This window comes from Streptomyces thermoviolaceus, from assembly GCF_045209695.1.
In the GTDB taxonomy this organism is placed as follows: domain Bacteria; phylum Actinomycetota; class Actinomycetes; order Streptomycetales; family Streptomycetaceae; genus Streptomyces; species Streptomyces thermoviolaceus.
In genome coordinates this window covers 1,756,440-1,777,824 of record NZ_CP109280.1, presented here as the reverse complement: position 1 = coordinate 1,777,824, position 21,385 = coordinate 1,756,440, and the positions used below count along the sequence as shown (strand labels likewise).

Here is a 21,385-nt window from a genome sequence, read left to right as displayed (position 1 = left end):
AAGGTTTAGTGTTCGGTCGCCCGCTGCCTCGCGACCCTCGAGCGGGCCCGGACCAGAAGCGACAGCGTGGTGTGCGGCAAGGCCGGGAGGGCGGGCCCGGCCGCCGGGCTCGAGCACACGAGACGCTTTTGGGGGGCTTGGAACCTATGGAACCCATGGACCCGAACACCCGGGAGCCCGAGGACCAGGGCCAGGACGGCGACGGCCGCGTGCCGGGCCGCCGCGCGCCCAGGGATTCCCTCGCGGCCGACTTCCCGCCCCTCGCGCCGGCACCGGTCCGCACGGTGCAGCTCGTCGCGGGCGACTTCCTGCTCACCGTCAACCCCGTCGACGGCAGCGAGATTGAGCTCTGCCCGCCCGGGGAACGACCCGGCCGGCCGTCCCGGTACACCGCGGACGCACGGGCCGAGGCCGACCGTGCCGCGAGGCCGCCCGCCCCGCCCGGGCCCGCCCGCCCCGCGCTGCCCCTCCTGGGACGCCAGGAGGAACGCGAGCGGCTGGTGAGGCTGCTCGCCCGCGGCCGCTGCGTGCGCCTGACCGGCGTCCCCGGCTCCGGCCGCACCAGCCTCCTCGACGTCGTCGCCGAGGACTGCGCGGACTTCGCGCCCGACGGCGTGGTACGCCTGAGCGGCTACCGGCGCACCGCCGAGGACCTGCTGCACGAGCTGTTCCACGCCGTGTACGACGCCCCCCGGTACCGGCCCGGCCGGGAGGAACTGCTCGCCCACGTCCGGGAGATCGGCGCGATCGTCGTCGTGGACGACCTCGAGTTCGGCGGCAGCGCCCTGGACGACCTGCTCGACGCGACCCCCGAGTGCGCCTTCCTGATGGCGGCCACCCCCGATGTGCCCGCCGCCTCCCCCGAGTTCGAGGTCGAGGAGATCGTCCTCAGCGGACTCGGCCGCGCCGACGGCATCGCGCTCATCGAGCAGGGTGTCGGCCGTCCCCTCACCGAGGAGGAGGCCAACTGGGCCGGCGACGTGTGGTTCGAGTCCGAGGGCCTGCCGCTGCGCTTCGTCCAGGCCGGCGCCCTGCTGCGCCAGCGCGACCGGCTGCGGGCCGGCGCCGACGCCGTCGAGGAGTTCGGTGTGTTCGCCGACGCCTCCGCCGCCGACGGCCCGGTGGACGCCGCCGGAGAGGCAAGCGACGGCGCACGGCTGCCGCTGCCCTCCCTCGGCGAGGCCGCCGGCCCGGCGCCGCTGCTCGCCTCCCGGCTCGGCGCCAGCGCCCGGGACGCGCTGCGCTTCGCCGTCGCGCTCGGCGGAGAGGTGCCGCACCCGGCGCATCTGCCCGCGCTGGTGGGGGACACCCACGCCGACGCGGTCCTCGGCGAACTCGTCGCCTGCGGGCTGGTGACCCCGGCCGGCTCCCGCTACCGGCTCGCCGCCGGTGTGCTCACCCAGCTCCAGGCCGCCGGCTACGGCGACGACGCCGAGGAGACCGCCCGCACCGCCGCCCGGCACTACACCTGGTGGGCCGGCCACCCCTCGGTCGGCGCCGAGCGGGTGTGCGCCGAGGCGGACGCGGTGCTGGCCGCACTGGCCGTGCTGGTGCCGTCGGCCGGGCCGGGCGAGGACGGGGAGGAGAGCCCCGCGGTGCGGCTCGCACGGGCCGCCGCACCCGCCTTCGCGGCGGGCGGCGACTGGGGCGCCTGGGAGCGGGCCCTGCGCTTCGGCACGGAGGCCTCCCGTCTCGCCGGCGAGGTCGCCGACCAGGCCTACTTCCACCACGAGCTGGGCATCCTCGCGCTGTGCGGCGGCCTGCTGGACCGGGCGCGGGCCGAGCTGGAGGCCTCCATCGGCCTGCGCGGGGCCGTCGCCGACAAGCGCGGCACCGTGGCGGGCCGCCGCGCGCTCGCCCTGGTCGAGGACCGCTCCGGCACCCTGTCCAAACCGGTGGTGACACCGGTGCCGGGCCTCGGGGACGCGCCGGCCGCGGAGGAGGTGCCGGACGCCCGCACCGAGGAGTCGGCCACGCCGCCGGACGCCGTCACCACGCCGTTCCCCCAGCTGAAGCCGCCCGTCGGCGACACCGCCACGCTGGTCTCCTACCAGCCGCCGACCGCGGCACGGTCGGCCGCGGCCCGGTCCGCCGCCCCGGCCGCCAAGCGGACCGGCATCAAGGCGTTCGCCCGCCGCAATCTGGTGGCGGCGGGCGCCGGCGCGGTGCTCGCGGCCGTGCTGGGCACGGTGGTCACGCTCGGCGCGACCTCCCACAACGACCCCGAGTCCCCGTCCGACAAGGTCGGCGTCAACCCGTCGGCCAGCCAGGGCGCGGACGACGGCAGTCTGGGCGCCGACACCCCGCCGCAGGACGGCGGCCCGGGCGGCGGTGCCGTCCCGGCGGACGGCAGCGTCGGCACCGCGACCGGACGGCCCACCGACCCGGGCCCGGACGGCACCGCGGGAACGGCGGACGACCCCGCGCCGACCAAGGGCGGTGGCGGCCCCTCGGACACCATCGACCCGACCGGCGGTGGCTCCTCGCCCGACCCGACCGGCTCCTCGGGTTCCGCGGGCGGCAGCCACACCGGGGGCTCCCCGGGCGGCACCGGCTCGCCGACCGGCGGGTCCAGCGGCCCCGGCAGCCCGACGGGCGGGGACAGCGGCGACCCGACCACGGGCGGCGACACCGGCAGTCCGGACCCGACCACGGGCGGCGACACCGGCAGCCCGGACCCGACCACGGGCGGCGACACCGGCGGCAGCACGAGCCCGACCGGCGGTTCCGGCGACGGCGGCGGCACCGGGGACACCACGGGCGGCGGCTCCTCGCCGACCTCCGGTGTCTCGGCGGGCACCCCGTCCACGAGCACCTCGGCGCACAGCCCCGCCGCTCCCTCCGGGACCCCGACGGCCGTCTGACCGACAGGCCTTCCCGCAGCCGCGCCGCCCCGGCGTCCCGGCCGCGACAGCACACCAGGGGCCGGGCCCCGCACCCCGCGGAACCCGGCCCCTGCTCTGCCCGAAGGACGGCGGCGCCGTCAGAACAGGCGCAGCTTGTCGTCCTCGATGCCCCGCAGGGCGTCGTAGTCCAGCACGTGACAGTCGATGCCGCGGTCGGTCGCCAGCACCCGCGCCTGCGGCTTGATCTCCTGGGCGGCGAAGATGCCGCGCACCGGCGCCAGATGGGGATCGCGGTTGAGCAGCTCCAGATAGCGGGTGAGCTGCTCCACCCCGTCGATCTCGCCGCGCCGCTTGATTTCCACCGCGACGGTCTGTCCCGAGCCGTCCCGGCACAGGATGTCCACCGGCCCGATGGCCGTCATGTACTCGCGCCGGATGAGGGTGTAGCCCTCGCCGAGGGTCTCGATGCGGTCGGCGAGGAGCTCCTGCAGGTGCGCCTCCACGCCGTCCTTGATCAGCCCGGGGTCCACGCCCAGCTCATGGGTGGAGTCGTGGAGGATCTCCTCCATCGTGATGATGAGCTTCTCGCCCGCCTTGTTGACGACCGTCCACACGCTCGGGGCGCCGTCCCCGTCGCCGGCCTGCTCCTTGAGGGTGCACGGCGGCGACATCCAGTTCAGGGGCTTGTAGGCGCGATCGTCCGCGTGGATCGAGACGCTGCCGTCCGCCTTGACCAGGATCAGGCGCGGCGCTGACGGCAGGTGGGCGGTGAGCCGCCCGGCGTAGTCGACGGAACATCGGGCAATGACGAGACGCATGGTCGGCAACGCTACTCGACACACCGCGCCGCGCGCGATTCGGCCGCCGATGCCCGGCTTCCCCGCCTCGCACGGCCTCGGGGAGCCGCGGTGCGCCGCCCGGGCCGCGCCCCGATTTTCACTGGAACCTCCGTGTTCACTCGTGGCCGATTGTGTGCACAACCCGACCGACCTGTATGGGCATTTGCCTAGTGAGCCTTCGCTTCGTTGCCTACCGTAGGAACGGGTGGTCGCGATGTGTGTACTCACCGTGTTCGGTATCGCGAACTCCCTTCATCTGTCCGGCAACCCCTGCTCAGCGGGGGTGCGAGAGGAGAACCCATGTCGCTCGACGTCTCACCGGCCCTGCTCGAGAAGGCCGAGCGAGGCGAGGTCGACGAAGCGGAATTCGTCGACTGCGTCCGGACCTCCCTGCCCTACGCATGGGAGATGATCAGCTCCTTGGTGGCCCAGCTGAAGGTGGACGGCGGTGACTTCGCCGACAACCAGACGCCCCCGCCGGACGAGCACGCGCGCGGTCAGCTGCTGCGTGCGCTCGCGAGTGACGCGATACGCGGCGCGCTGCAGCGGCACTTCGGGGTGCGGCTGGCCTTCCAGAACTGCCACCGCGTGGCGGTGTTCCCGATGGACGCCTCGGCCGACGAGTCGCTGGCCCGGTTCACGTCGGTGCGCAGCCAGCTGCTCAACCAGTCGCCCGAACTCAGGGACTGCTGACCCGATGGCCGCGGGCTTGCCGCCCCGAACGCGGGAGGCGCGACACAGTGCCGGGGCGGCAGGCCGCTCCCGTCGGCCGGCCCACCGGGGCCGGCCCGGCGGACCCGGTCGCGGACGACGGGGCCGCTACGGTGCGGCCGTGGCGGATCCCGGAGCGTGCGGCCCACCGGCGGCGGCACCGCCGCACCCCACGGCCTGACCGGCCGGGGCAGGTGACGGTGCGCCCAGCCGGGGCAGCACCTCGGCGCCGAGCCGCCGGACGTTCTCCTCGGTGGTGGCCAGGTCGCCGGAGCCCTCGACGAGCAGCGCGAAACGCGAGATCCCGGTCCGCTCGGCGGTGGCCGCGAGCCGGTCGGCGCACACCTGCGGGGTGCCCACCGGGTGCAGCGTGCACAGCAGTTCGGTGTAGGCGAGCGGATCGCGCATCCGGCGGGTGCGGCCGTCCACCGTCACATGCGCCCCCAGGCCCTGTTCGAGCCAGCCCGGCATCGCCTTCAGCAGCGTCTCCACCGCGTCCGTGCGCCGGTCGGCGATCTGGCAGACGCCCGCCGAGACATGCGCGGCGCCGCGGATCTCCTCCTCGCCGCGCCCGGCCTCGCGGGCCGCACGCCGCCACAGGGCGACCATCTCGGCCTTCTCCTCGTCCCCGACGTGCATGCCGAGCAGCATCGGCAGACCGCGTGCGGCGGCCAGGCGGACGCTCGCCGGCGAGGTGCACGCGACGACGACCTCCGGGCCCGGCACGTCGGTCAGTGCCTGCGACGGGCGCGGCACGACCGGCACCGCACGGAAACGGAACCGCTCCCCGTCGGCCGACACCGACGGCTCGCGCAGCCAGCGCATCAGCAGATCGAGTGATTCGGGGAACCCCGACTCGTATGCCTCGAGGCCCGCCCCGAACACCTCCAGGTCCACCCACGGCCCGCCGCGCCCCACGCCCAGCGAGAACCGTCCGCCGCTCGTCACATGCAGCAGGGCGGCCTGCTCGCCCAGCGCGACCGGATGCGCGGTGGTCAGCACACTGACCGCCGTGCCCACCCGCAGGGTGCGGGTGCGGCCCAGCAGCAGCGCGGCCAGGGTGATGGCCGACGGGCACGTCCCGTACGGCACGAAGTGGTGCTCGGCCAGCCAGACCGCGTCCAGCCCGGCCTGCTCGGCGACCTCGGCGGTGCGCACCGCCCGGTGCAGCGCCTCCCCTTGGCCCTGTCCGGGGAACTGGGCGGCCACCACGAAGCTTCCGACGTGCATTGCTTTCCTGCTTCCTCGGCTCCGACACGGAGCTCCCCCACTCACGCATAACCGGATGACACGTGCCGAGGACACGGCCGGACGGATGGGCGGATCGTACGCCCGCGTCGCGGTGCGGGTGCCCGGGCCGCTGCGGCGACGCCGGCGGCACGGCCGTGCTCGCGGTGCCGCACGCCCGGCCCCGCGACCGTGACGCGTACGCTGGAGCGGACGTGTCCGCTGCCCAACTCGGTGAGGTGTTCCGTGTCTCCGCGTCGCAACCGCCCCAAGGGTTCCGGCTTCGCCGGCCGGAGCGCCGAGGACGACGCCGCACAGCGCTACGGCGGCTGGCAGTTCACGGAGAGCTGGCAGGGCGAGGCGTGGAGCGTGCGCCATGTCGCCGGGGCCAGCGCCGCCGGCAAGACCTATCGCTGCCCGGGCTGCGACCAGGTGATCGGCTCGGGCGTTCCGCACGTGGTGGCCTGGCCCGAGTACGCCGGGGTGGACGACCGCCGGCACTGGCACAAGTCCTGCTGGAACGCCCGGGACCGGCGCAGCGCACGGGTGCAGCGCTCCCGCAACGCGCCGCGCTACTGAGCCCGTTCGCGCACGGCCGCGGGGACGGCGCCGGGGTGGGGCGGCGCCCCTAGACGTCCCGCCGGTTCAGCAGCGCCCAGGCGCCCGCGAAGGCGACGACGGCCACGCCCAGCATGATCCACACCGGGTCCCAGCCCGTGGGACCCCCGTCCCCCAGGCGACCGGTGTAGAAGACGCTCAGCTGGAACGGGACGGAGTACCGCAGCAGGCCGGTGCGCAGCCACTGCAACGACTGCGTGGTCACGAACAGCGCGAGCACCAGCGGGGCGAGCACGACGCCGATCATGACGGTGATGGCGGCCGCCGCGTGCCGCAGCATCGAGCCGACCAGCAGCGAGACCAGCCCGAGCAGGGCCAGGAAGAGGCTGACGCCGACCGTGGCCTTGAGCCACTGGTCACCGGTGGGCCGCGGGGCGCCGCTGCCGGACAGCAGGGACGTCTGCAGGAAGCCCACGAGCGTGCTGCACACCAGGGTCACGGTGAAGGCCAGCAGGAAGAACACCACCGCCTTCGCCAGCAGCACCCGGACCCGGCTCGGGCACGTGGTCATCGTGGTGCGGATCAGGCCCGTGGTGTACTCGGAGGTCGTCGTCAGCGCACCGAGCGTGACGAGGCAGACGCTGCCGACGAGCACCCCGACGATGCCCAGCGCCAGCGTGTTCTCCTCCCCGCGCAGATCCGTCGAGGACGCGGAGACCCCCAGGCCGATCAGCAGTCCGGTCCCCACCACCAGCAGCACGTACACCCCGAGCGTCCACAGCGTGGAGCGCACCGATCTGAGCTTGGTCCACTCCGCGGCGATCGCATGCCCCAGGTGGGTGCGCACCACGGGGATCGGCGAGGTGTAGGCGGCGTACGGACCGGGCGTGACCGCCCCGTCGGCGGGCGGCGGGCCCGGCTGGTCGGGCGTGCTCATCGGGGGTCCTCGGACGTGGTCGGGGCAGGGGAGGGGGCGGTGCCGTCCTGCGGGCCGGGCACGGCGCCGGCGGCCGTCGCGGGATCCTGCGGGGGCGGCGGGACGAACCAGCCGGGCTGTCCCTGGCCGGGGACGGGCAGCGGCGGCTCGGCGCCCGGCGGCAGCGGCTCGGTCAGCCCGGCCTTCGGGTCGGCGGTCGAACGGTGGTCGACCGCGTGCTGCGTCAGCCGGATGTACGCCTCCTCCAGCGAGGCCTGGTGCGGCGACAGCTCCCACAGCCGCACGCCGGCGTCGTGGGCGAGATCGCTGATGCGCGGCAGCGGCAGCCCGGTCACCCGCAGCGCCCCGTCCGGCTCGGGCAGCACCTGCCCGCCGGCCTCGGTCAGCACCGTGGTCAGCCGTTCGCGCTGCTCCGGCTCGGAGCCGGGGGTGCGCACCCGGGCGAAACCGGCGGAGTTCGCGGCGATGAAGTCCCGCACGCTCATGTCGGCGAGCAGCCGCCCGCGTCCGATGACGATGAGGTGATCGGCGGTCTGCGCCATCTCGCTCATGAGGTGACTGGAGACGAACACGGTGCGACCCTCGGAGGCCAGTTCCTTCATCAGGTTGCGCACCCAGTAGATGCCCTCGGGGTCCAGGCCGTTGACCGGCTCGTCGAACAGCAGCACCTGCGGATCGCCCAGCAGGGCCGCGGCGATGCCGAGCCGCTGCCCCATGCCCAGGGAGAAGCCCTTGGTGCGCCTGCCGGCCACGTCCCGCAGCCCGACCACGTCCAGCACCTCGTCCACCCGGCGGGCCGGAATGCCCGACAGCTGGGCCAGGGACAGCAGATGGTCGCGTGCGGTGCGGCCGCCGTGCACGGCCCGGGCGTCGAGCAGGGCGCCCACCTGGCGGGCTGGATTCGGCAGCTTCCGGTAGGGCAGCCCCCCGATGGTCACGGTGCCGGCGGTGGGGTTGTCCAGGCCGAGGATCATCCGCATCGTCGTGGACTTGCCGGAGCCGTTGGGACCGAGGAAGCCGGTCACGGCCCCGGGCCGCACCGTGAACGTGAGATCGTCCACCGCGGTCCTGTCGCCGTAGCGCTTGGTCAGCCCGACTGCCTCGATCATGCTCCGGTCCCATCGGAAGGTGCTCGTCCCGACGTTCAGGACAGCGGGGCGCTGCACCGCCCACACAAGTCCTAGGACAATAGCGGGGCGTGTGCGGTTCTGGCCAAGACGACCGGTCCCGCCGCCGGGCGGGGACCGTCAGGCGTCGCGGCGGCGCAGCACGGCGTAGCCGCCCGCGAGGGCCGCCACCACCCACAGCACCATGATCCCGAGGCCGCCCCACGGCCCGTACGGCGTGTCGTCCGCGGCCCGCGGGACCACCTCCATGATCCGGCTGCCGGCCTGGTCGGGCAGGAACCGGCCGACCTTCTTCGTGGCCGAGACGTTGCCGAGGATGTTGGAGATCAGGAAGAAGAAGGGCATCAGGATGCCCAGCGACAGCAGCGGCGAGCGCAGCATCGTGGCGATGCCCATGGAGAACACGGCGATCAGCGTCATGTAGAGGCCGCCGCCGACGACCGCCCGCAGCACCCCCGGCTCGCCCAGCGAGGTCCCCAGCGGGCCGAGCATCGCCTGCCCGAGGAAGAAGGCGGCGAAGCTCGTGGCCATGCCCACCACCAGGGCGAGGGCGGTGGCGACGGCGACCTTGCTCGCCAGGAACACCCCTCGGCGCGGGACCGCGGCCAGCGAGGTGCGGATCATGCCGGTGCTGTACTCGGTGGACACCACCAGCACTCCGAACACGATCATCGCCAGCTGCCCCAGCGTCATGCCCGCGAAGCTGACCAGGGTCGGGTCGAAGGACAGCCGGGCGCGCGGGTCCATGGAGCCGGACTCGCGCCGCGACAGCGCGGAGATCAGCACGCCCAGGGCGAGGGTGACGACCACCGCCAGGGACAGCGTCCACGCCGTGGAGGCCACCGACCGGATCTTGGTCCACTCGGACCGGACGACCTGCATCACCGCCATCGCTCAGCCCTCCGCACTCGTGCGCGCCACGGCCTGCCCCCCGGTCCCGGAGGCCGCCGCACGGCTGTCGGCACCCCACGGAGCCGCCGGCGGCGCCTGGTGCGCGTGGTACTCCACCGCCCCGGCCGTCAGCCGCATGAACGCCTCCTCCAGAGAGGACCGGCGCACGCTCAGCTCGTGCAGCACGATCCGGTGCTCGGCGGCCAGCTCCCCGATGCGCTCCGCCGCGTCGCCCTCGATCTCCAGCACCCCGTCCCCGGCGTCCTGCGCCGTGAGCCCGGCCCGCTGCAGCGCGTCCAGCAGCCGCTCCCGGTCGGGGGTGCGGACACGGACCCGGGCGTGGGCGTTGTCCGCCACGAAGTCCGCCATCGAGGTGTCCGCGAGCAGCCTGCCCTGCCCGATGACGATCAGATGGTCAGCGGTCAGCGCCATCTCGCTCATCAGATGACTGGAGACGAACACGGTGCGTCCCTCGGCGGCCAGCGACTTCATCAGACCGCGGATCCAGTGGATGCCCTCGGGGTCCAGGCCGTTGACCGGCTCGTCGAACATCAGGATCCGGGGATCGCCGAGCAGCGCCGCAGCGATGCCGAGCCGCTGGCTCATCCCGAGCGAGAACCCCTTGGCCTTCTTCCGGGCGACCGCCGTCAGCCCCACCGTTTCCAGCACCGTGTCCACCCGGTGGGCGGGGATGCCGTTGCTCTGCGCCAGCCACAGCAGATGGCTGCGGGCCGTGCGCCCGCCGTGCACGGCCTTCGCGTCCAGCAGGGCCCCGATGTACGTGAGCGGATCGGGCAGCTCGTGGTAGTGCCGTCCGTCGATGCGCACGTCCCCCGCGGTGGGGTGGTCCAGGCCGAGGATCATCCGCATGGTCGTGGACTTGCCGGCGCCGTTCGGTCCGAGGAACCCCGTGACCACGCCGGGCCGCACGGTGAACGTCAGGTCGTCCACCGCGACCTTCTCGCCGTACCGCTTGGTCAGCCCCGACAGCTCGATCATGCGGCCACGCTAGATGCGGACGAAGCCCCTCGCCACCGGAAGGCGGCGAGGGGCTTCGCGCGGTACGGTCTCTGCGTGAGCGGGTGCTACTCCCTCACCCCGTCACGTCACCTGGACTGCTGGGCCGGAACCCCGCGGGAGGTGGACTCCTCCTCCGTCGGCGAGCTGGAGGCGGCCACCGCCGCACCGGTGAGCGTGGCCAGCATCTCGCGGACGTTGGTCAGCTGGGCGTTGATGGAGTCGCGGCGGTTGGTCAGGGCGGCCAGCTCGCGCTCGGACTCCGAACGGATGCGGTCCGCCTTGGCGTTGGCGTCGGCCACGATGTCCTCGGCCTGCCGCTGGGCGGTCTCGACGGTCTGGCGGGCCCGGCGCTCGGCGTCGGTGCGCAGCTTCTCCGCCTCCAGGCGCAGCTGCTCCGCCCGGTGCTCGATCTCGGCCAGCCGCTTCTCCGCCTTGGCCTGGCGGGCGGCCAGGTCGCGCTCGGACTGCTCGCGGCGCTTGGCGAGGTTGGTCTCGAAGTCGGCGGCGGCCTGCGCGGCCTTGGCGCGGGTCTCCTCGAAGAGGGCGTCCGCCTCCTCACGCTTGGACTGCGCGTCCTTCTGGGCCTCGGCCCGCAGCTGGGCGGCGTCCGACTTCGCCTTCTCGACGATCCGCACGCCCTCTTCCTCGGCCTTCGCCTTGCGCTCGGCGGCGTAGGTCTCGGCGTCGTTGCGGACCTGCTGGGCCGCCGCCTCGGCGAGCTCGCGCTGCTGCTCGGCGGCGCGCCGGGCCTCCTCACGCAGCTCCTTGGCCTCTTCCTCGGCCAGGCGCAGGATCTTCTCGACCCGGGCGCCGAGACCCGCGTAGGACGGTTCGGACTCGGCGACCTGGGCCTGGGCGTTCTGCGTCTCGAGGTGGAGTTCCTCGATGCGCTTCTCCAGAGCGGTGATGCGGGCGAGAGCGCTGTCGCGGTCGGAGACGAGCTTGGCGATGCGTTCGTCCACCTGCGCGCGGTCGTACCCACGCCGCACAAGCTCGAAGCCGTAGGGGGAAGTGTCGCTCATGGGGTTCCTGTCGAATGAGACCGGTGAGGTGATAGGTCGAATCCTAGGGGCCGAAGCGGTGTGTCATCGAGCGGATACATGTTTGATCTGGAGGATGACACCTCTTTTGAGTGGCTGACCGCCGGAGGCCTTGCCCGAGCCGTGTCCGTGAGGTCTTGTCTGCCGCCCGACGGGCGGACGACGCGATGTCACGACCACGGCCTGGGAACAGGCGAACCTCCGGACGCGCCCCCGCCGGAGCCCGGAACTCCCCTTATACGCTACCTCTCTGACGCCTTGCCACCCACCCTGGGTGCTCCCACCGTCGCGCCCGCCTTCACACCGCCGTCCTTGCCGGCCGAGGGCGTCTCGAAGGACTCCAGCGCCTCCAGGACGTCCTGCACCCGGGAGATCTCGGCGTTGATGTCCTCGCGGCGGCGCATCAGGATCTCCAGCTCGCGCCGGCCCTCCTCCACGGTGCGCCGGGCCTCGCGGACCGCCTCCGCCTTCAGCTCCTCGGCCTCCGCGATCAGCTTGGCCTTCTTCTGCTCGGCCTCCTTCAGCAGGCCCTCGGCCTTCTTCACCGCGGCGATACGGACCCTGCCCGCCTCGGAGTTGGCCTCCGAGACGATCTCCTTCGCCTTGGCCTCCGCCTTGGCCAGCTGCTCCTCGGCCGCCTTGATCAGCGCGTCGCAGCGGTCGCCGGTCGACTTCATCGTCTCGGCGGCCTCGCGGCGGGCCCGCTCGTGCAGCTCCTCGATCTCCGTGGTGATGCGGTCGCGCAGCTCCTCGGCCCGCTCGCGGATCCGGGTGGCGTCCCGGCGGGCGCCGACCAGCAGCTCGTCGGCGTCGGTACGGGCCTTCTCCACCAGGGTGTTGCCCTCGACGGTCGCCTCCTTGACGATCCGCTCGGCCTCCTTGCGGGCCGCGCCCACCATGGTGTCGGCCTGCGCCTCGGCGTCCGCCGTGGTCTTCACCGCGGCCGCCTGCGCCTCGGCGAGCAGCTTGTCGGCCTCGGCGGTGGTCTCCGTGATCAGCTTGTCGACCTGCTCGGCCGCCTCCGACCGCCGCTTGTTGGCGTCCTTGCGGGCCTCGTCCAGGGTGCGCTCGGCCTCCTTGCGGGCCTCGGCCAGCGTGCGCTCCGCCTCGGCCTCCGCCTCCGCCTTGAGCCGGTCGGAGTCGGTGCGGATCCGCTCGGCCCGCTCCTGCACCGAGCGGAGCAGCTCCGCCGCCTCGGCACGCAGCCGCTCGGCCTCCTCGGTGGCGTCCGCGACGAGCCGGTCCGCCTCGGCGGCCGCCTCGGTGCGGACCCGTTCGGCCTCGGTGCTCGCCTCGGTGCGGGCCCGCTCGGCCTCCTCGGCCGCCTGGGTGCGGACCTGCTCGGCCTCGGTGCTCGCCTCGGTGCGGACGCGTTCGGCCTCCTCGGCGGCCTCGGTGCGCAGACGTTCGGCCTCGTCGGCGGCCTCGGTGCGCAGACGTTCGGCCTCCTCGGCGGCCTCCGTGCGCACGCGTTCGGCCTCCTCGGCCGTCCGCGTCTGCAGCCGCTCGGCCTCCGCGCGCGCCTCGGAGATGAGGGTGTCCGCCTGCGTGGCCGCGTCCGAGCGGATGCGGTTGGCGTCCCCGCGGGCGTCCGCCCGGGTGCGCGCGGCGTCCTGCTCGGCCTGGGCGATGGTGTCGCTGGCCTCGGTGCGCACCCGCTGGGCGTGCTCGGCGGCGTCCTTGCGGATCCGCTCGGCCTCCTCGGCCGCCTCCGTCAGCGTGCGCTCGGCCAGCTCGCGGGCCTGCTCGGCCTCCTCCTGCGCCTCGCGGCGCATCCGGGCGGCGTCCTCGCCGGCCCGCTCCCGCTCGGCGTAGGCGTCGGCGCGGACCCGGTCGGCCTCCTCCTGGGCCTCCCGCCGGGTGCGCTCCGCCGCGTGCTCGGCCGCCGAGCGCAGTCCGGCGATCTCCTCCTGGGCCTGCTCCTGCAGCCCGGCCACGGAGTCCCGTACCTGCTGGGCGTGCTGCTCCGCCGCGGCGACCGTCTCGCCGGCCCGCCGGTCGGCCTCCTCCACCAGGCGGGTGGCCTCGGTCTGCGCCTCCTCCACCCGGGTGCGGGCGGCGGCGAGCAGCTCCTCGCTCTGCTCCCGGGCCTGCTCGCGCTCCTGGTCGGCCTCCTTGCGGGCGGCGGCGAGCAGTTCCTCGGCGGCGCGGCGGCGCCGGGCCGCCTCCTCCTGGGCGGCGGCCAGCGTCTCCGACGCCTCCGCGCCCAGCCGCTCGGCGGCGGCCTGCGCCTCCGCGCGCACCTTGTCGGCGGTCTCCTGGGCCTCGGTCCTCAGCCGCTCGGCCTCGGCGGCCGCCTCCGACCGCAGCCGCACGGCCACGGCCTCGCCCTCCGCGCGGGAGGCGGAGGCGTCCGCGGCGGCCTGGGTGCGCAGCCGGTCGGCCTCCTCCTCGGCCTGCTGCTGCAGGGTGCGGATCCGTTCGGCGGACTCGGTGCGCTGCCGCTCGGCCTCCTCGGCGGCCTCGCGGCGGATCCGGTCGGCCTCCGCACGGGCGTCGGTCAGCGCCTGCTCGGCCGCGGCGAGGCGCTCCTCGGCCTCGGTGTGCAGCCGGGTCAGCTCCTCGGTGGCCTCCGCCTGCCGGGCCGCCAGCGCCTGCTCGGTCTCCTCGCGCAGCTCGCGGGCGGCCCGCTCGGCGTCCGCCTTGACGGCCTCGGCCTGCTCCTCGGCCTCGGTGCGCTGCTGCTCGGCCTCCTTGCGGGTGCGCTCCAGGGTCTCCTCGGCCTGCCGGCGCAGCGTGGTGGCGCGCTCGATGGCCTCGGTGCGGACCTTCTCGCTGTCCGCGGTGGCGGTCCGGCGCAGCTCGTCGGCATCCGCCTTGGCCTTGGCCAGCAGCTCCTCGGCGGTCTTGGCCGCCTCCTCGATCTGCGTGACGGCCTCGCGCCGGGCCTCGGCGCGGATCTTCTCGCCCTCGGTGACCGCCTCGGCGCGCAGCTGCTCCGCCTCGCCGCGCAGCCGGCGGGCCTCCTCCTGCAGCTCGACGGTCTTGGCGCGGTACTCCTCGGTGTCGTCCTTGGCCGCGCCCTTGAGCTGCTCGGCGATCTCGTGCGCCTCGGCACGCAGCCGGTCCGCCTCGGCCTCCGCCTCGCTGCGGATCCGCTCGGCCTCCTCGGCGGCCTCCTTGGTGGTGCGCCGCGCCTCCTCGGAGGCCTTGTTCAACACGTCCTCGGCCTGCTTCGCCGCCTTCGACAGCTGGGTGGCGGCCTCCTCCGCGCTGACCGTACGGGCCTTCTCCGCGGCCTCGGCGACGATCTTCTCCGCCTCCGCGCGGGCGTCCGCGACCAGCTGCTCGGCCTCGGCGCGGGTGCTCTCGGCCTCCTTGGTGGCCTCCTCCACCAGCCGGGCGACCTGCTCCTTGGCGACCCGGGTGCGCTGCTCGTTGGCCGACTCGGCGCTCGCCAGCGCCTTCGCCGCGGCCTCCTTGGCCTCGGCGACCGTCTTCTCCGCCTCGGCCTGCGCCTTGCGCAGCGCCTCCTCGGCCTCGGCCATCCGCTGCTCCGCGGCCCGGCTCAGCTCGGCGGCCTGCCGGCGCGCGGCCTCGGACTCGCCGAGCGCGGCGCTGCGCAGCTGCTCGGCGTGGTCGGTGGCCTCCTGGGCCTGGGCGGAGGCGGTGTCCAGCATCCGCTGGGCGTCGGCACGGGCCCGGCGCAGCAGCTGCTCGGCCTCGGCGCGGGCCGCCTCGGCCTCGCTCTGCATCCGCTGCCGGGCCTCGGCGGTCAGCCGCTCGGCCTCCGCACGGGCGGCGGCCATCGCCTGCTCGGCCTCCGCCCGGGACTCCTCCAGCAGCCGGCGGGCCTGCTGCTCGGTGCGGGCGCGCAGCTGCTCGGCCCACGCCACGTTCTCGTTGACGTGGGACTCCACGGTGCGGCGGCGCTCGGCCAGCTCCTGGTCCAGCTGCTGGCGGCGGGTGACCGCCTCCTGGTGCAGCTCCGCCTGCAGCCGTGCGGCCTGCTCGGCGTGCTCCTGCAGGATCCGCTGGGTCTGTGCCCGCGCCTCGCTCAGTTCGCGTTCGGCGTCGGCGCGGATCTGTTCGGCCTGCATCTGCGCGTTGCGCAGCAGCTGCTCGGCCTGGTAGCCGATGTCGGCGCTGTCGTAGGCGGGCCGGAGCATGAGAGCACGCCGCGCCTCGTGCAGCTTGGCGCGCAGCACCTCGACCTGGTAGCCGAGGTCCTCGGCGTGCTGGATCGCCTTCTCCCGCTCGGTCTTCAGCCGTTCCATCTCGGCCTCGAACCGAGTCAGGTGGTCGACGTCAGCCGCCGGCTCTCGCTCCTGGCGTTCGTAGCCCCGCACTGCGCGGTCCCATCCGTCCCCTGGTCGCAAGCTTGTGAAACGAGCTCCGTCCATACGCCGAACGGGGCCCCCGGGGAATGGTGTCAGATCCGCGGAGGAGCATGGGCTGTTGCCCCGCCGCCCGTCCCCCGAAACCCGGACCCCGGCAAGCGGCCGCCCTCGGTGCGAGAACGACCGCCCCCAACCCTACCGGCCTCCTTGTATGTCGGTCAGTGCTCGTCCGGCTCAACTCCCGCGGAGGTGACCAGTTCTGTCAGGACGCCATGGCAGTCCTTGGGGTGCAGGAAGGTGATCCGCGACCCCATGGTGCCGCGCCGCGGCTCGTCGTAGAGCACGCGTACGCCCTTGTCGCGGATCTGCGCGGCGTCGCCGTCGACGTCCGGGGTGCCGAAGGCGATGTGGTGGACGCCCTCCCCGTGCTTGGCGAGCCATTTGCCGACCGCCGAGTCCTCCCGGGTGGGTTCCAGCAGCTGGAGGTAGGAGGAGCCGCCGTCCGACGTATCGTTGATCTTGAGCATGGCCTCGCGGACGCCCTGCTCCTCGTTGACCTCGGTGTGGAACACCTCGAACCCGTAGGTGCTCCGGTAGAACTCGACGGTGGCGTCGAGGTCGTGGCAGGCGATCCCGATGTGGTCGATTCGCGTCAGCATGGTTTCAGTGGAGCGCCCTGCGGATGGTTACGCAACGTGCGCGCGATCACACTGAAAGGCCGATGACGGGTGCAGTACCGCTCAGTACATTCGAGGTAAACCCTCGTTCACTCCTCGGGCCGAGCAGGCCGGTAAGGGGACGCAGCTCATGCCTTCTGGAACCTCTGGAACGAACAGCTCGGTCATCGTCGCGGGTGCCCGCACGCCCATGGGGCGACTGCTGGGCTCGCTCAAGTCCTTCTCCGGCGCCGACCTCGGCGGCATCGCCATCAAGGCGGCCCTCGACCGCGCCGGCATCGGCGCCGACCAGGTGCAGTACGTGATCATGGGGCAGGTGCTGCAGGCGGGCGCCGGCCAGATCCCCGCCCGGCAGGCCGCGGTCAAGGCCGGCATCCCGATGAGCGTCCCGGCGCTCACGATCAACAAGGTGTGCCTGTCCGGCCTGGACGCGATCGCCCTCGCCGACCAGCTGATCCGCGCGGGTGAATTCGACATCGTCGTCGCCGGCGGCCAGGAGTCCATGACCAATGCCCCGCACCTGCTGCCGAAGTCCCGTGAGGGCTTCAAGTACGGCGCGGTGCAGATGCTCGACGCGATGGCCCATGACGGGCTGACCGACTCCTTCGAGGGCATCGCCATGGGCGAGTCCACCGAGAAGTACAACGGCCGCCTGGGCATCACGCGCGCCGAGCAGGACGAGTTCGCGGCGCTGTCCCACCAGCGGGCCGCCGCGGCGCAGAAGAACGGCCTGTTCGACGCCGAGATCACCCCGGTGGAGATCCCGCAGCGCAAGGGCGACCCGGTGCTGTTCAGCAAGGACGAGGGCGTCCGCGCCGACACCACCGTCGAGACGCTGGCCAAGCTGCGCCCGGCCTTCGCCAAGGACGGCACGATCACCGCCGGCTCCTCCTCGCAGATCTCCGACGGTGCCGCGGCCGTGGTGGTGATGAGCAAGGCCAAGGCCGAGGAGCTGGGCCTGGACTGGATCGCCGAGATCGGCGCCCACGGCAATGTGGCCGGCCCGGACAACTCGTTGCAGTCCCAGCCGTCCAACGCGATCCGGCACGCCCTGAAGAAGGAGGGCCTGGAGGTCTCCGACCTGGACCTCATCGAGATCAACGAGGCGTTCGCGGCCGTCGCCGTACAGTCCATGAAGGACCTCGGGGTGTCCACCGAAAAGGTGAATGTGAACGGTGGCGCGATTGCGCTGGGTCACCCGATCGGGATGTCCGGTGCCCGTCTGGCGCTGCACCTGGCGCTGGAGCTGAAGCGGCGCGGCGGCGGCGTCGGCGCGGCGGCGCTGTGCGGCGGCGGCGGCCAGGGCGACGCACTGATCCTGCGGGTGCCCCGGGCGTGAGGAAGCCGGTCCGCCGGCCCGACCGGGCCGGCGGAAGCGCCGTGGGGGCCCGGCGGCCCCTGCGGCGGACCAAGACGACGCGGACGTGAACGGAGCTGTGATGCAGGACGTCTCCTCGCTGGTGGCCCAGGCCAGGGAAGGCCGCCCGCGGGCCGTGGCCCGGCTGATCTCCCTGGTGGAGGGGGCGTCACCGCAGCTCAGGGAGGTCATGGCGGCGCTCGCGCCGCTGACCGGCAACGCCTACGTCGTCGGCCTGACCGGCGCGCCCGGCGTCGGCAAGTCCACGTCGACCTCCGCGCTGGTCACGGCCTACCGCAAGCAGGGCAAGCGGGTCGGTGTGCTCGCCGTCGACCCGTCCTCGCCCTTCTCCGGCGGTGCGCTGCTCGGCGACCGGGTGCGGATGTCGGAGCACGCCTCGGACCCCGGGGTGTACATCCGCTCCATGGCCACCCGGGGCCACCTCGGCGGCCTGGCCTGGGCGGCGCCGCAGGCCATCCGGGTCCTGGACGCGGCCGGCTGCGACGTGATCCTGGTCGAGACGGTGGGCGTGGGCCAGTCGGAGGTGGAGATCGCCTCCCAGGCGGACACCAGCGTGGTCCTGCTGGCTCCGGGCATGGGCGACGGCATCCAGGCGGCCAAGGCGGGCATCCTGGAGATCGGCGACGTGTACGTGGTCAACAAGGCCGACCGGGACGGCGCCGACGCCACCGCCCGCGAGCTGAACCACATGCTCGGCCTGGGCGAGGCCCGCGCCCCCGGCGACTGGCGGCCGCCCATCGTCAAGACGGTCGCGGCCCGCGGGGAGGGCGTGGACGAGGTCGTGCAGGCCCTGGAGAAGCACCGGGCGTGGATGGAGGAGCACGGGGTGCTCGCCGAGCGCCGGCTGGCCCGTGCGGCCCACGAGGTGGAGACGATCGCGGTGACCGCGCTGCGCGAGCGCATCGGCGATCTGCACGGCGACCGCCGCCTCAGCGCCCTGGCGGAGCGCATCGTGGCGGGCGAGCTGGACCCCTACCGCGCGGCCGACGAACTGGTGGCGGGCCTGACCGAGCGCTGACGGCGACGGCGTCCGCGACACGACGCAGGGCCTTCCGCGTCCGGAGGAAGCCGCCCCTCCTCCGGACGCGGAAGGCCCTCGTGTGCTTCGTTCACGTGGCCGCGGAGGCGAGGCGGCCCGGCCCGCCGTGGCCGTCCGGCCGGCCACCGGGGCCGGCGGCTCAGAGGCGTCCGCGCTGGGCGCGCAGGTGCTCCGCGATCGGCTTGAGCGCCTTCTCCAGCTGGGCCAGCTGCTCGGGCTCCAGCAGGTCGATGAAGTGCCGGCGCACCGAGGCGACGTGGTGCGGTGCGACCTTCCGCATGGTCTCCATGCCGTGCTCGGTGAGGACCGCGTACAGGCCCCGACGGTCGGACTCGCAGTGCTCACGGCGCACCAGGTCCGCGTTCTCCATGCGCGTGATCTGGTGCGAGAGGCGGCTCTTGGACTGCAGCGTGGCGGCCGCGAGGTCGCTCATCCGCATCCGCACGTCCTCCGACTCCGACAGATGCACGAGGATCTCGTAGTCGTTCAACGTCAGGCCGAACGGTTGCAGGTCCCTCTCCAGCTGGTACGTCAACAGCCTGTTGACGTCCAGGTGGGTACGCCAGGCGCACTGTTCCGCATCGGTCAGCCAGCGCGTGGCCGTCTCGGTCTCCATGGATGAAGTCTACCTAATAGTTGAATTCCGGACGAGCAAGGATCGTGTGGCGGCGCGCAGGCGTTCGAGCCGTCACGGTGTGCAGACTACCGCTCACAGCCCGAAGCGGTGCTGGAGATCTCCGAGCTGCCCGGGAAGGCGCGGTGCGCCACCCAGCGGGCCACGGTCCCCGGACGCCGCCGCGGGACCGGGTACCCCCGGCTCGTCCGGCGCCGTGCCCGTCGGCTGCTCGGGCATCAGCGCCTCGCTGGACTGCAGCAGCACCGTTCCGGCGCCCGTGAACTCGAACTGGTGCTCCTCCCCGGAGGCCCCGCCGATGCCCGTCAGCGCGCGCACGCCGCCCAGCACCCCGGTGAGATACCCGTGGTCGTAGTGGTGACACGGGGAGGGGCAGTCGGCCCAGCCGACGAGCGCCTGCGGATCCACCCGGAGGGGGGGTTCCATGAACACCACCGGCCCGTTCGACGCGGCGACGAACTTCCCGGTGCCGATCAGGGTCACGAACCCCGGCACGATCGACTGCTTCAGGGACAGACTCGGCTGGAAGGCGAGCAGATGCCCGGAGCGTATGGTCAGATTGCCGTCGTCGAGGTCGTAGGAGTCGACGTCGAAGGCCCGGTCGGCGAGCAGCATCTTGCCCGAGCCCTCCGCGACCACCCAGTCGGCCGCGTGCAGGGGCGAGTGGAACGAGGTCCGCACCAGCCGGTCCAGCGGCCCGTGCCCCACCCCGTTGAACTCGATCGACCCGTAGTAGGCGATCATCTTGCCCTTCTGCAGGAACCAGCGTGTCCCCGCCAGCTCCACGCAGAAGGTGTACGGGTCGACGTTGTCGTCGGCCGGCAGCGTCACCGGGTCGTACACCACGGGTCCGTTCACAGCTTCTCCTCCGACGCCTGGACGAAGACCACACCCTGGCCGCTCAGTTCGAGCTGGAAGGCCTCACCGGAACCGCGGCCCACCAGCTCCCGCCAGCCCACGGCCGTCGACAGCCGGTTGCGTACGGCGCCGTGATGGGCGACGTAGGCCTGCGGATCCACGTGGACGGGGCGCTGCGGGCGGACCGGCAGCTCGACGACGCCTCCGTGCGCCATCACGGCCGCGCAGCCGTGCCCCGTCAGCGTGGTCGTGAACAGCCCCTGACCGGTGGCCTGCCCTCGCACCAGGCCCATCACCCCGCCCTGCGCGCCCAGGAACACCGTGCCCTGTTCCAGCGTGTCCTCGAAGGCGAGCAGCCGGTCCGCCTCCACGTACAGCGTGTCGCCCGTCAGCCGGACGACGTGCACGTGGTGCCCGCCGTGCCCGAAGTACACGGTGCCGCTGCCCTCGACGGTCATCGGCGGTGCCGCCTCCCCGGCGATCCGCCGCCCGAGCGCGGACATCGCCCCGCCCCGGCCCGAGGTGAGGTTCGGGGTGAACGACACCTCGCCCCGGTAGGCGAGCATCGCCCCGCGCCGGCTGAACAGCCGCCGCCCCGGCGCCACCGTGGCCTCGATCATCTTGTCGTTGATCTCCCGGAAGGCCATGTCACACGTCTCCCGCCACCGTGGTCCGCTCGCTCGGCTGCACATACACCAGGCCGTCCCCCTCGAACCGGATCTGCACGGCCTCCCCGCCGCCCTCGCCGATCAGGGTGCGGAAGGTGGCCCCTGACTGGAAGGACTGCCGGACGTCGCCCTGGTGCGCCACGTACGCCCCCGGATCCACGACCAGCGGCGCATGCGGAGCCACCCGGAGCACCACGGCCGGGCCGTCGGACAACAGCGCCGCCTGCCCGTGGCCCCGCACGGTCGTGGTGAACAGCCCGTTGCCCTGCGCGGCCCCGCGCAGCCCGGTGAACGTGGTCCCGGTCCGCAGCCCCGCGTCGGCCGCCAGCAGGCTGTCCGCCTCCACGTACAGCGTGTCCCCGGTCAGGCGCACCAGAGTGATCTCGCTCGCCCGGTCGGCGAACCAGCAGGTTCCCTCCCCGCGCACCTCCATCACGGTCCTGTGCTCCCCGGTGAGCCGCCGCGTCACCACGCCCCGCAGCCCCTCGCCGCCCCCGGTCAGCCTCTTGAAGGTCATGTGCCCGTCGTACGCGACCATCGAGCCGTTCTTCGCCGTCACGGCGTCCCCGCTCAGGTCGACGGCGAGCACCTTGCCGCTGTGCAGTCGGAACGTCGCCACGCAGCGACGGTAGCCGCGCCCGCCCGCCGCCGACAG

Annotated in this window: 18 protein-coding genes; 5 read left to right on the top strand and 13 right to left on the bottom strand. The window is 73.7% G+C overall.

The genetic code is table 11. From position 1 onward, the window contains the following. The first annotated feature begins 155 nt into the window (after nt 1–155). Nucleotides 156–2,864, top strand: a complete 2,709-nt coding sequence (locus OG899_RS07615; RefSeq protein WP_406310951.1) for an ATP-binding protein — start codon at nt 156–158, stop codon at nt 2,862–2,864. Nucleotides 2,865–2,983: 119 nt separating this feature from the next. On the opposite strand, the gene nucS is transcribed toward OG899_RS07615, so the two are convergent. Continuing rightward, a complete protein-coding gene (gene nucS, locus OG899_RS07610; RefSeq protein ID WP_189343513.1) occupies nt 2,984–3,664 on the bottom strand; it encodes an endonuclease NucS in 681 nt (226 codons plus the stop codon). Nucleotides 3,665–3,985: 321 nt separating this feature from the next. Here nucS and OG899_RS07605 point away from each other — a divergent pair, with 321 nt between their 5' ends. Next, nucleotides 3,986–4,378, top strand: coding sequence for an SCO5389 family protein (locus OG899_RS07605; RefSeq protein WP_125497066.1), 393 nt, complete (start codon nt 3,986–3,988; stop codon nt 4,376–4,378). Nucleotides 4,379–4,504: 126 nt separating this feature from the next. On the opposite strand, the gene OG899_RS07600 is transcribed toward OG899_RS07605, so the two are convergent. Beyond that, a complete protein-coding gene (locus OG899_RS07600; protein ID WP_125497067.1) occupies nt 4,505–5,626 on the bottom strand; it encodes an LLM class flavin-dependent oxidoreductase in 1,122 nt (373 codons plus the stop codon). A 243-nt stretch (nt 5,627–5,869) separates the two neighbouring features. On the opposite strand from OG899_RS07600, the gene OG899_RS07595 reads away from it, so the two are divergent. Next, nucleotides 5,870–6,202 carry an ATP/GTP-binding protein gene (locus OG899_RS07595; protein WP_125497068.1) on the top strand — a complete coding sequence of 111 codons (333 nt, stop codon included), beginning with the start codon at nt 5,870–5,872 and terminating at the stop codon, nt 6,200–6,202. Between the two features lie 49 nt (nt 6,203–6,251). Here the strand turns inward: OG899_RS07595 and OG899_RS07590 are convergent, their stop codons facing one another. The 7 genes from OG899_RS07590 to mce all read right to left on the bottom strand — a co-directional run bounded on the left by OG899_RS07590 (nt 6,252) and on the right by mce (nt 16,135). Next, nucleotides 6,252–7,118: an ABC transporter permease subunit gene (locus tag OG899_RS07590; RefSeq protein ID WP_125497069.1), complete on the bottom strand. Its 867-nt coding sequence runs from the start codon at nt 7,116–7,118 to the stop codon at nt 6,252–6,254. After that, nucleotides 7,115–8,227: an ABC transporter ATP-binding protein gene (locus tag OG899_RS07585; RefSeq protein ID WP_125497070.1), complete on the bottom strand. Its 1,113-nt coding sequence runs from the start codon at nt 8,225–8,227 to the stop codon at nt 7,115–7,117. Before OG899_RS07585 ends, OG899_RS07590 begins: the two co-directional genes overlap by 4 nt. Nucleotides 8,228–8,365: 138 nt before the next feature. Beyond that, nucleotides 8,366–9,136: an ABC transporter permease gene (locus tag OG899_RS07580; protein WP_125497071.1), complete on the bottom strand. Its 771-nt coding sequence runs from the start codon at nt 9,134–9,136 to the stop codon at nt 8,366–8,368. A gap of 3 nt (nt 9,137–9,139) precedes the next feature. Then, the gene (locus OG899_RS07575; protein ID WP_406310950.1) at nt 9,140–10,135 is read right to left on the bottom strand and encodes an ABC transporter ATP-binding protein; all 996 of its coding nucleotides are present in this window, start codon (nt 10,133–10,135) and stop codon (nt 9,140–9,142) included. A 107-nt stretch (nt 10,136–10,242) separates the two neighbouring features. Then, entirely contained in the window at nt 10,243–11,178 is a 936-nt protein-coding gene (locus OG899_RS07570; RefSeq protein ID WP_125497073.1) for a cellulose-binding protein, read from the bottom strand. Between the two features lie 260 nt (nt 11,179–11,438). Beyond that, nucleotides 11,439–15,485, bottom strand: coding sequence for a polarized growth protein Scy (gene scy / locus OG899_RS07565; RefSeq protein WP_406310949.1), 4,047 nt, complete (start codon nt 15,483–15,485; stop codon nt 11,439–11,441). Nucleotides 15,486–15,694: 209 nt separating this feature from the next. Then, nucleotides 15,695–16,135 (bottom strand): methylmalonyl-CoA epimerase, encoded by a 441-nt coding sequence (gene mce, locus OG899_RS07560; RefSeq protein ID WP_125497075.1) that lies wholly within the window; start codon nt 16,133–16,135, stop codon nt 15,695–15,697. Nucleotides 16,136–16,283: 148 nt separating this feature from the next. Here mce and OG899_RS07555 point away from each other — a divergent pair, with 148 nt between their 5' ends. Together OG899_RS07555 and meaB are read left to right on the top strand one after the other, a co-directional pair. Further along, nucleotides 16,284–17,492 carry an acetyl-CoA C-acetyltransferase gene (locus tag OG899_RS07555; protein ID WP_125497076.1) on the top strand — a complete coding sequence of 403 codons (1,209 nt, stop codon included), beginning with the start codon at nt 16,284–16,286 and terminating at the stop codon, nt 17,490–17,492. Nucleotides 17,493–17,592: 100 nt separating this feature from the next. Continuing rightward, entirely contained in the window at nt 17,593–18,549 is a 957-nt protein-coding gene (gene meaB, locus OG899_RS07550; protein ID WP_125497106.1) for a methylmalonyl Co-A mutase-associated GTPase MeaB, read from the top strand. Nucleotides 18,550–18,709: 160 nt separating this feature from the next. Here meaB and OG899_RS07545 read toward each other — a convergent pair whose 3' ends face one another. From OG899_RS07545 to OG899_RS07530, 4 genes are all read right to left on the bottom strand, one after another. Then, nucleotides 18,710–19,186 carry a MarR family winged helix-turn-helix transcriptional regulator gene (locus OG899_RS07545; protein ID WP_125497077.1) on the bottom strand — a complete coding sequence of 159 codons (477 nt, stop codon included), beginning with the start codon at nt 19,184–19,186 and terminating at the stop codon, nt 18,710–18,712. Between the two features lie 93 nt (nt 19,187–19,279). Continuing rightward, complete coding sequence (locus tag OG899_RS07540) at nt 19,280–20,062, bottom strand: AIM24 family protein (protein WP_168132287.1); 783 nt, start codon at nt 20,060–20,062, stop codon at nt 19,280–19,282. After that, a complete protein-coding gene (locus OG899_RS07535) occupies nt 20,059–20,709 on the bottom strand; it encodes an AIM24 family protein (RefSeq protein ID WP_406310948.1) in 651 nt (216 codons plus the stop codon). Before OG899_RS07535 ends, OG899_RS07540 begins: the two co-directional genes overlap by 4 nt. A gap of 1 nt (nt 20,710) precedes the next feature. Further along, nucleotides 20,711–21,349, bottom strand: coding sequence for an AIM24 family protein (locus OG899_RS07530; protein ID WP_125497080.1), 639 nt, complete (start codon nt 21,347–21,349; stop codon nt 20,711–20,713). Nucleotides 21,350–21,385 lie beyond the last annotated feature (36 nt).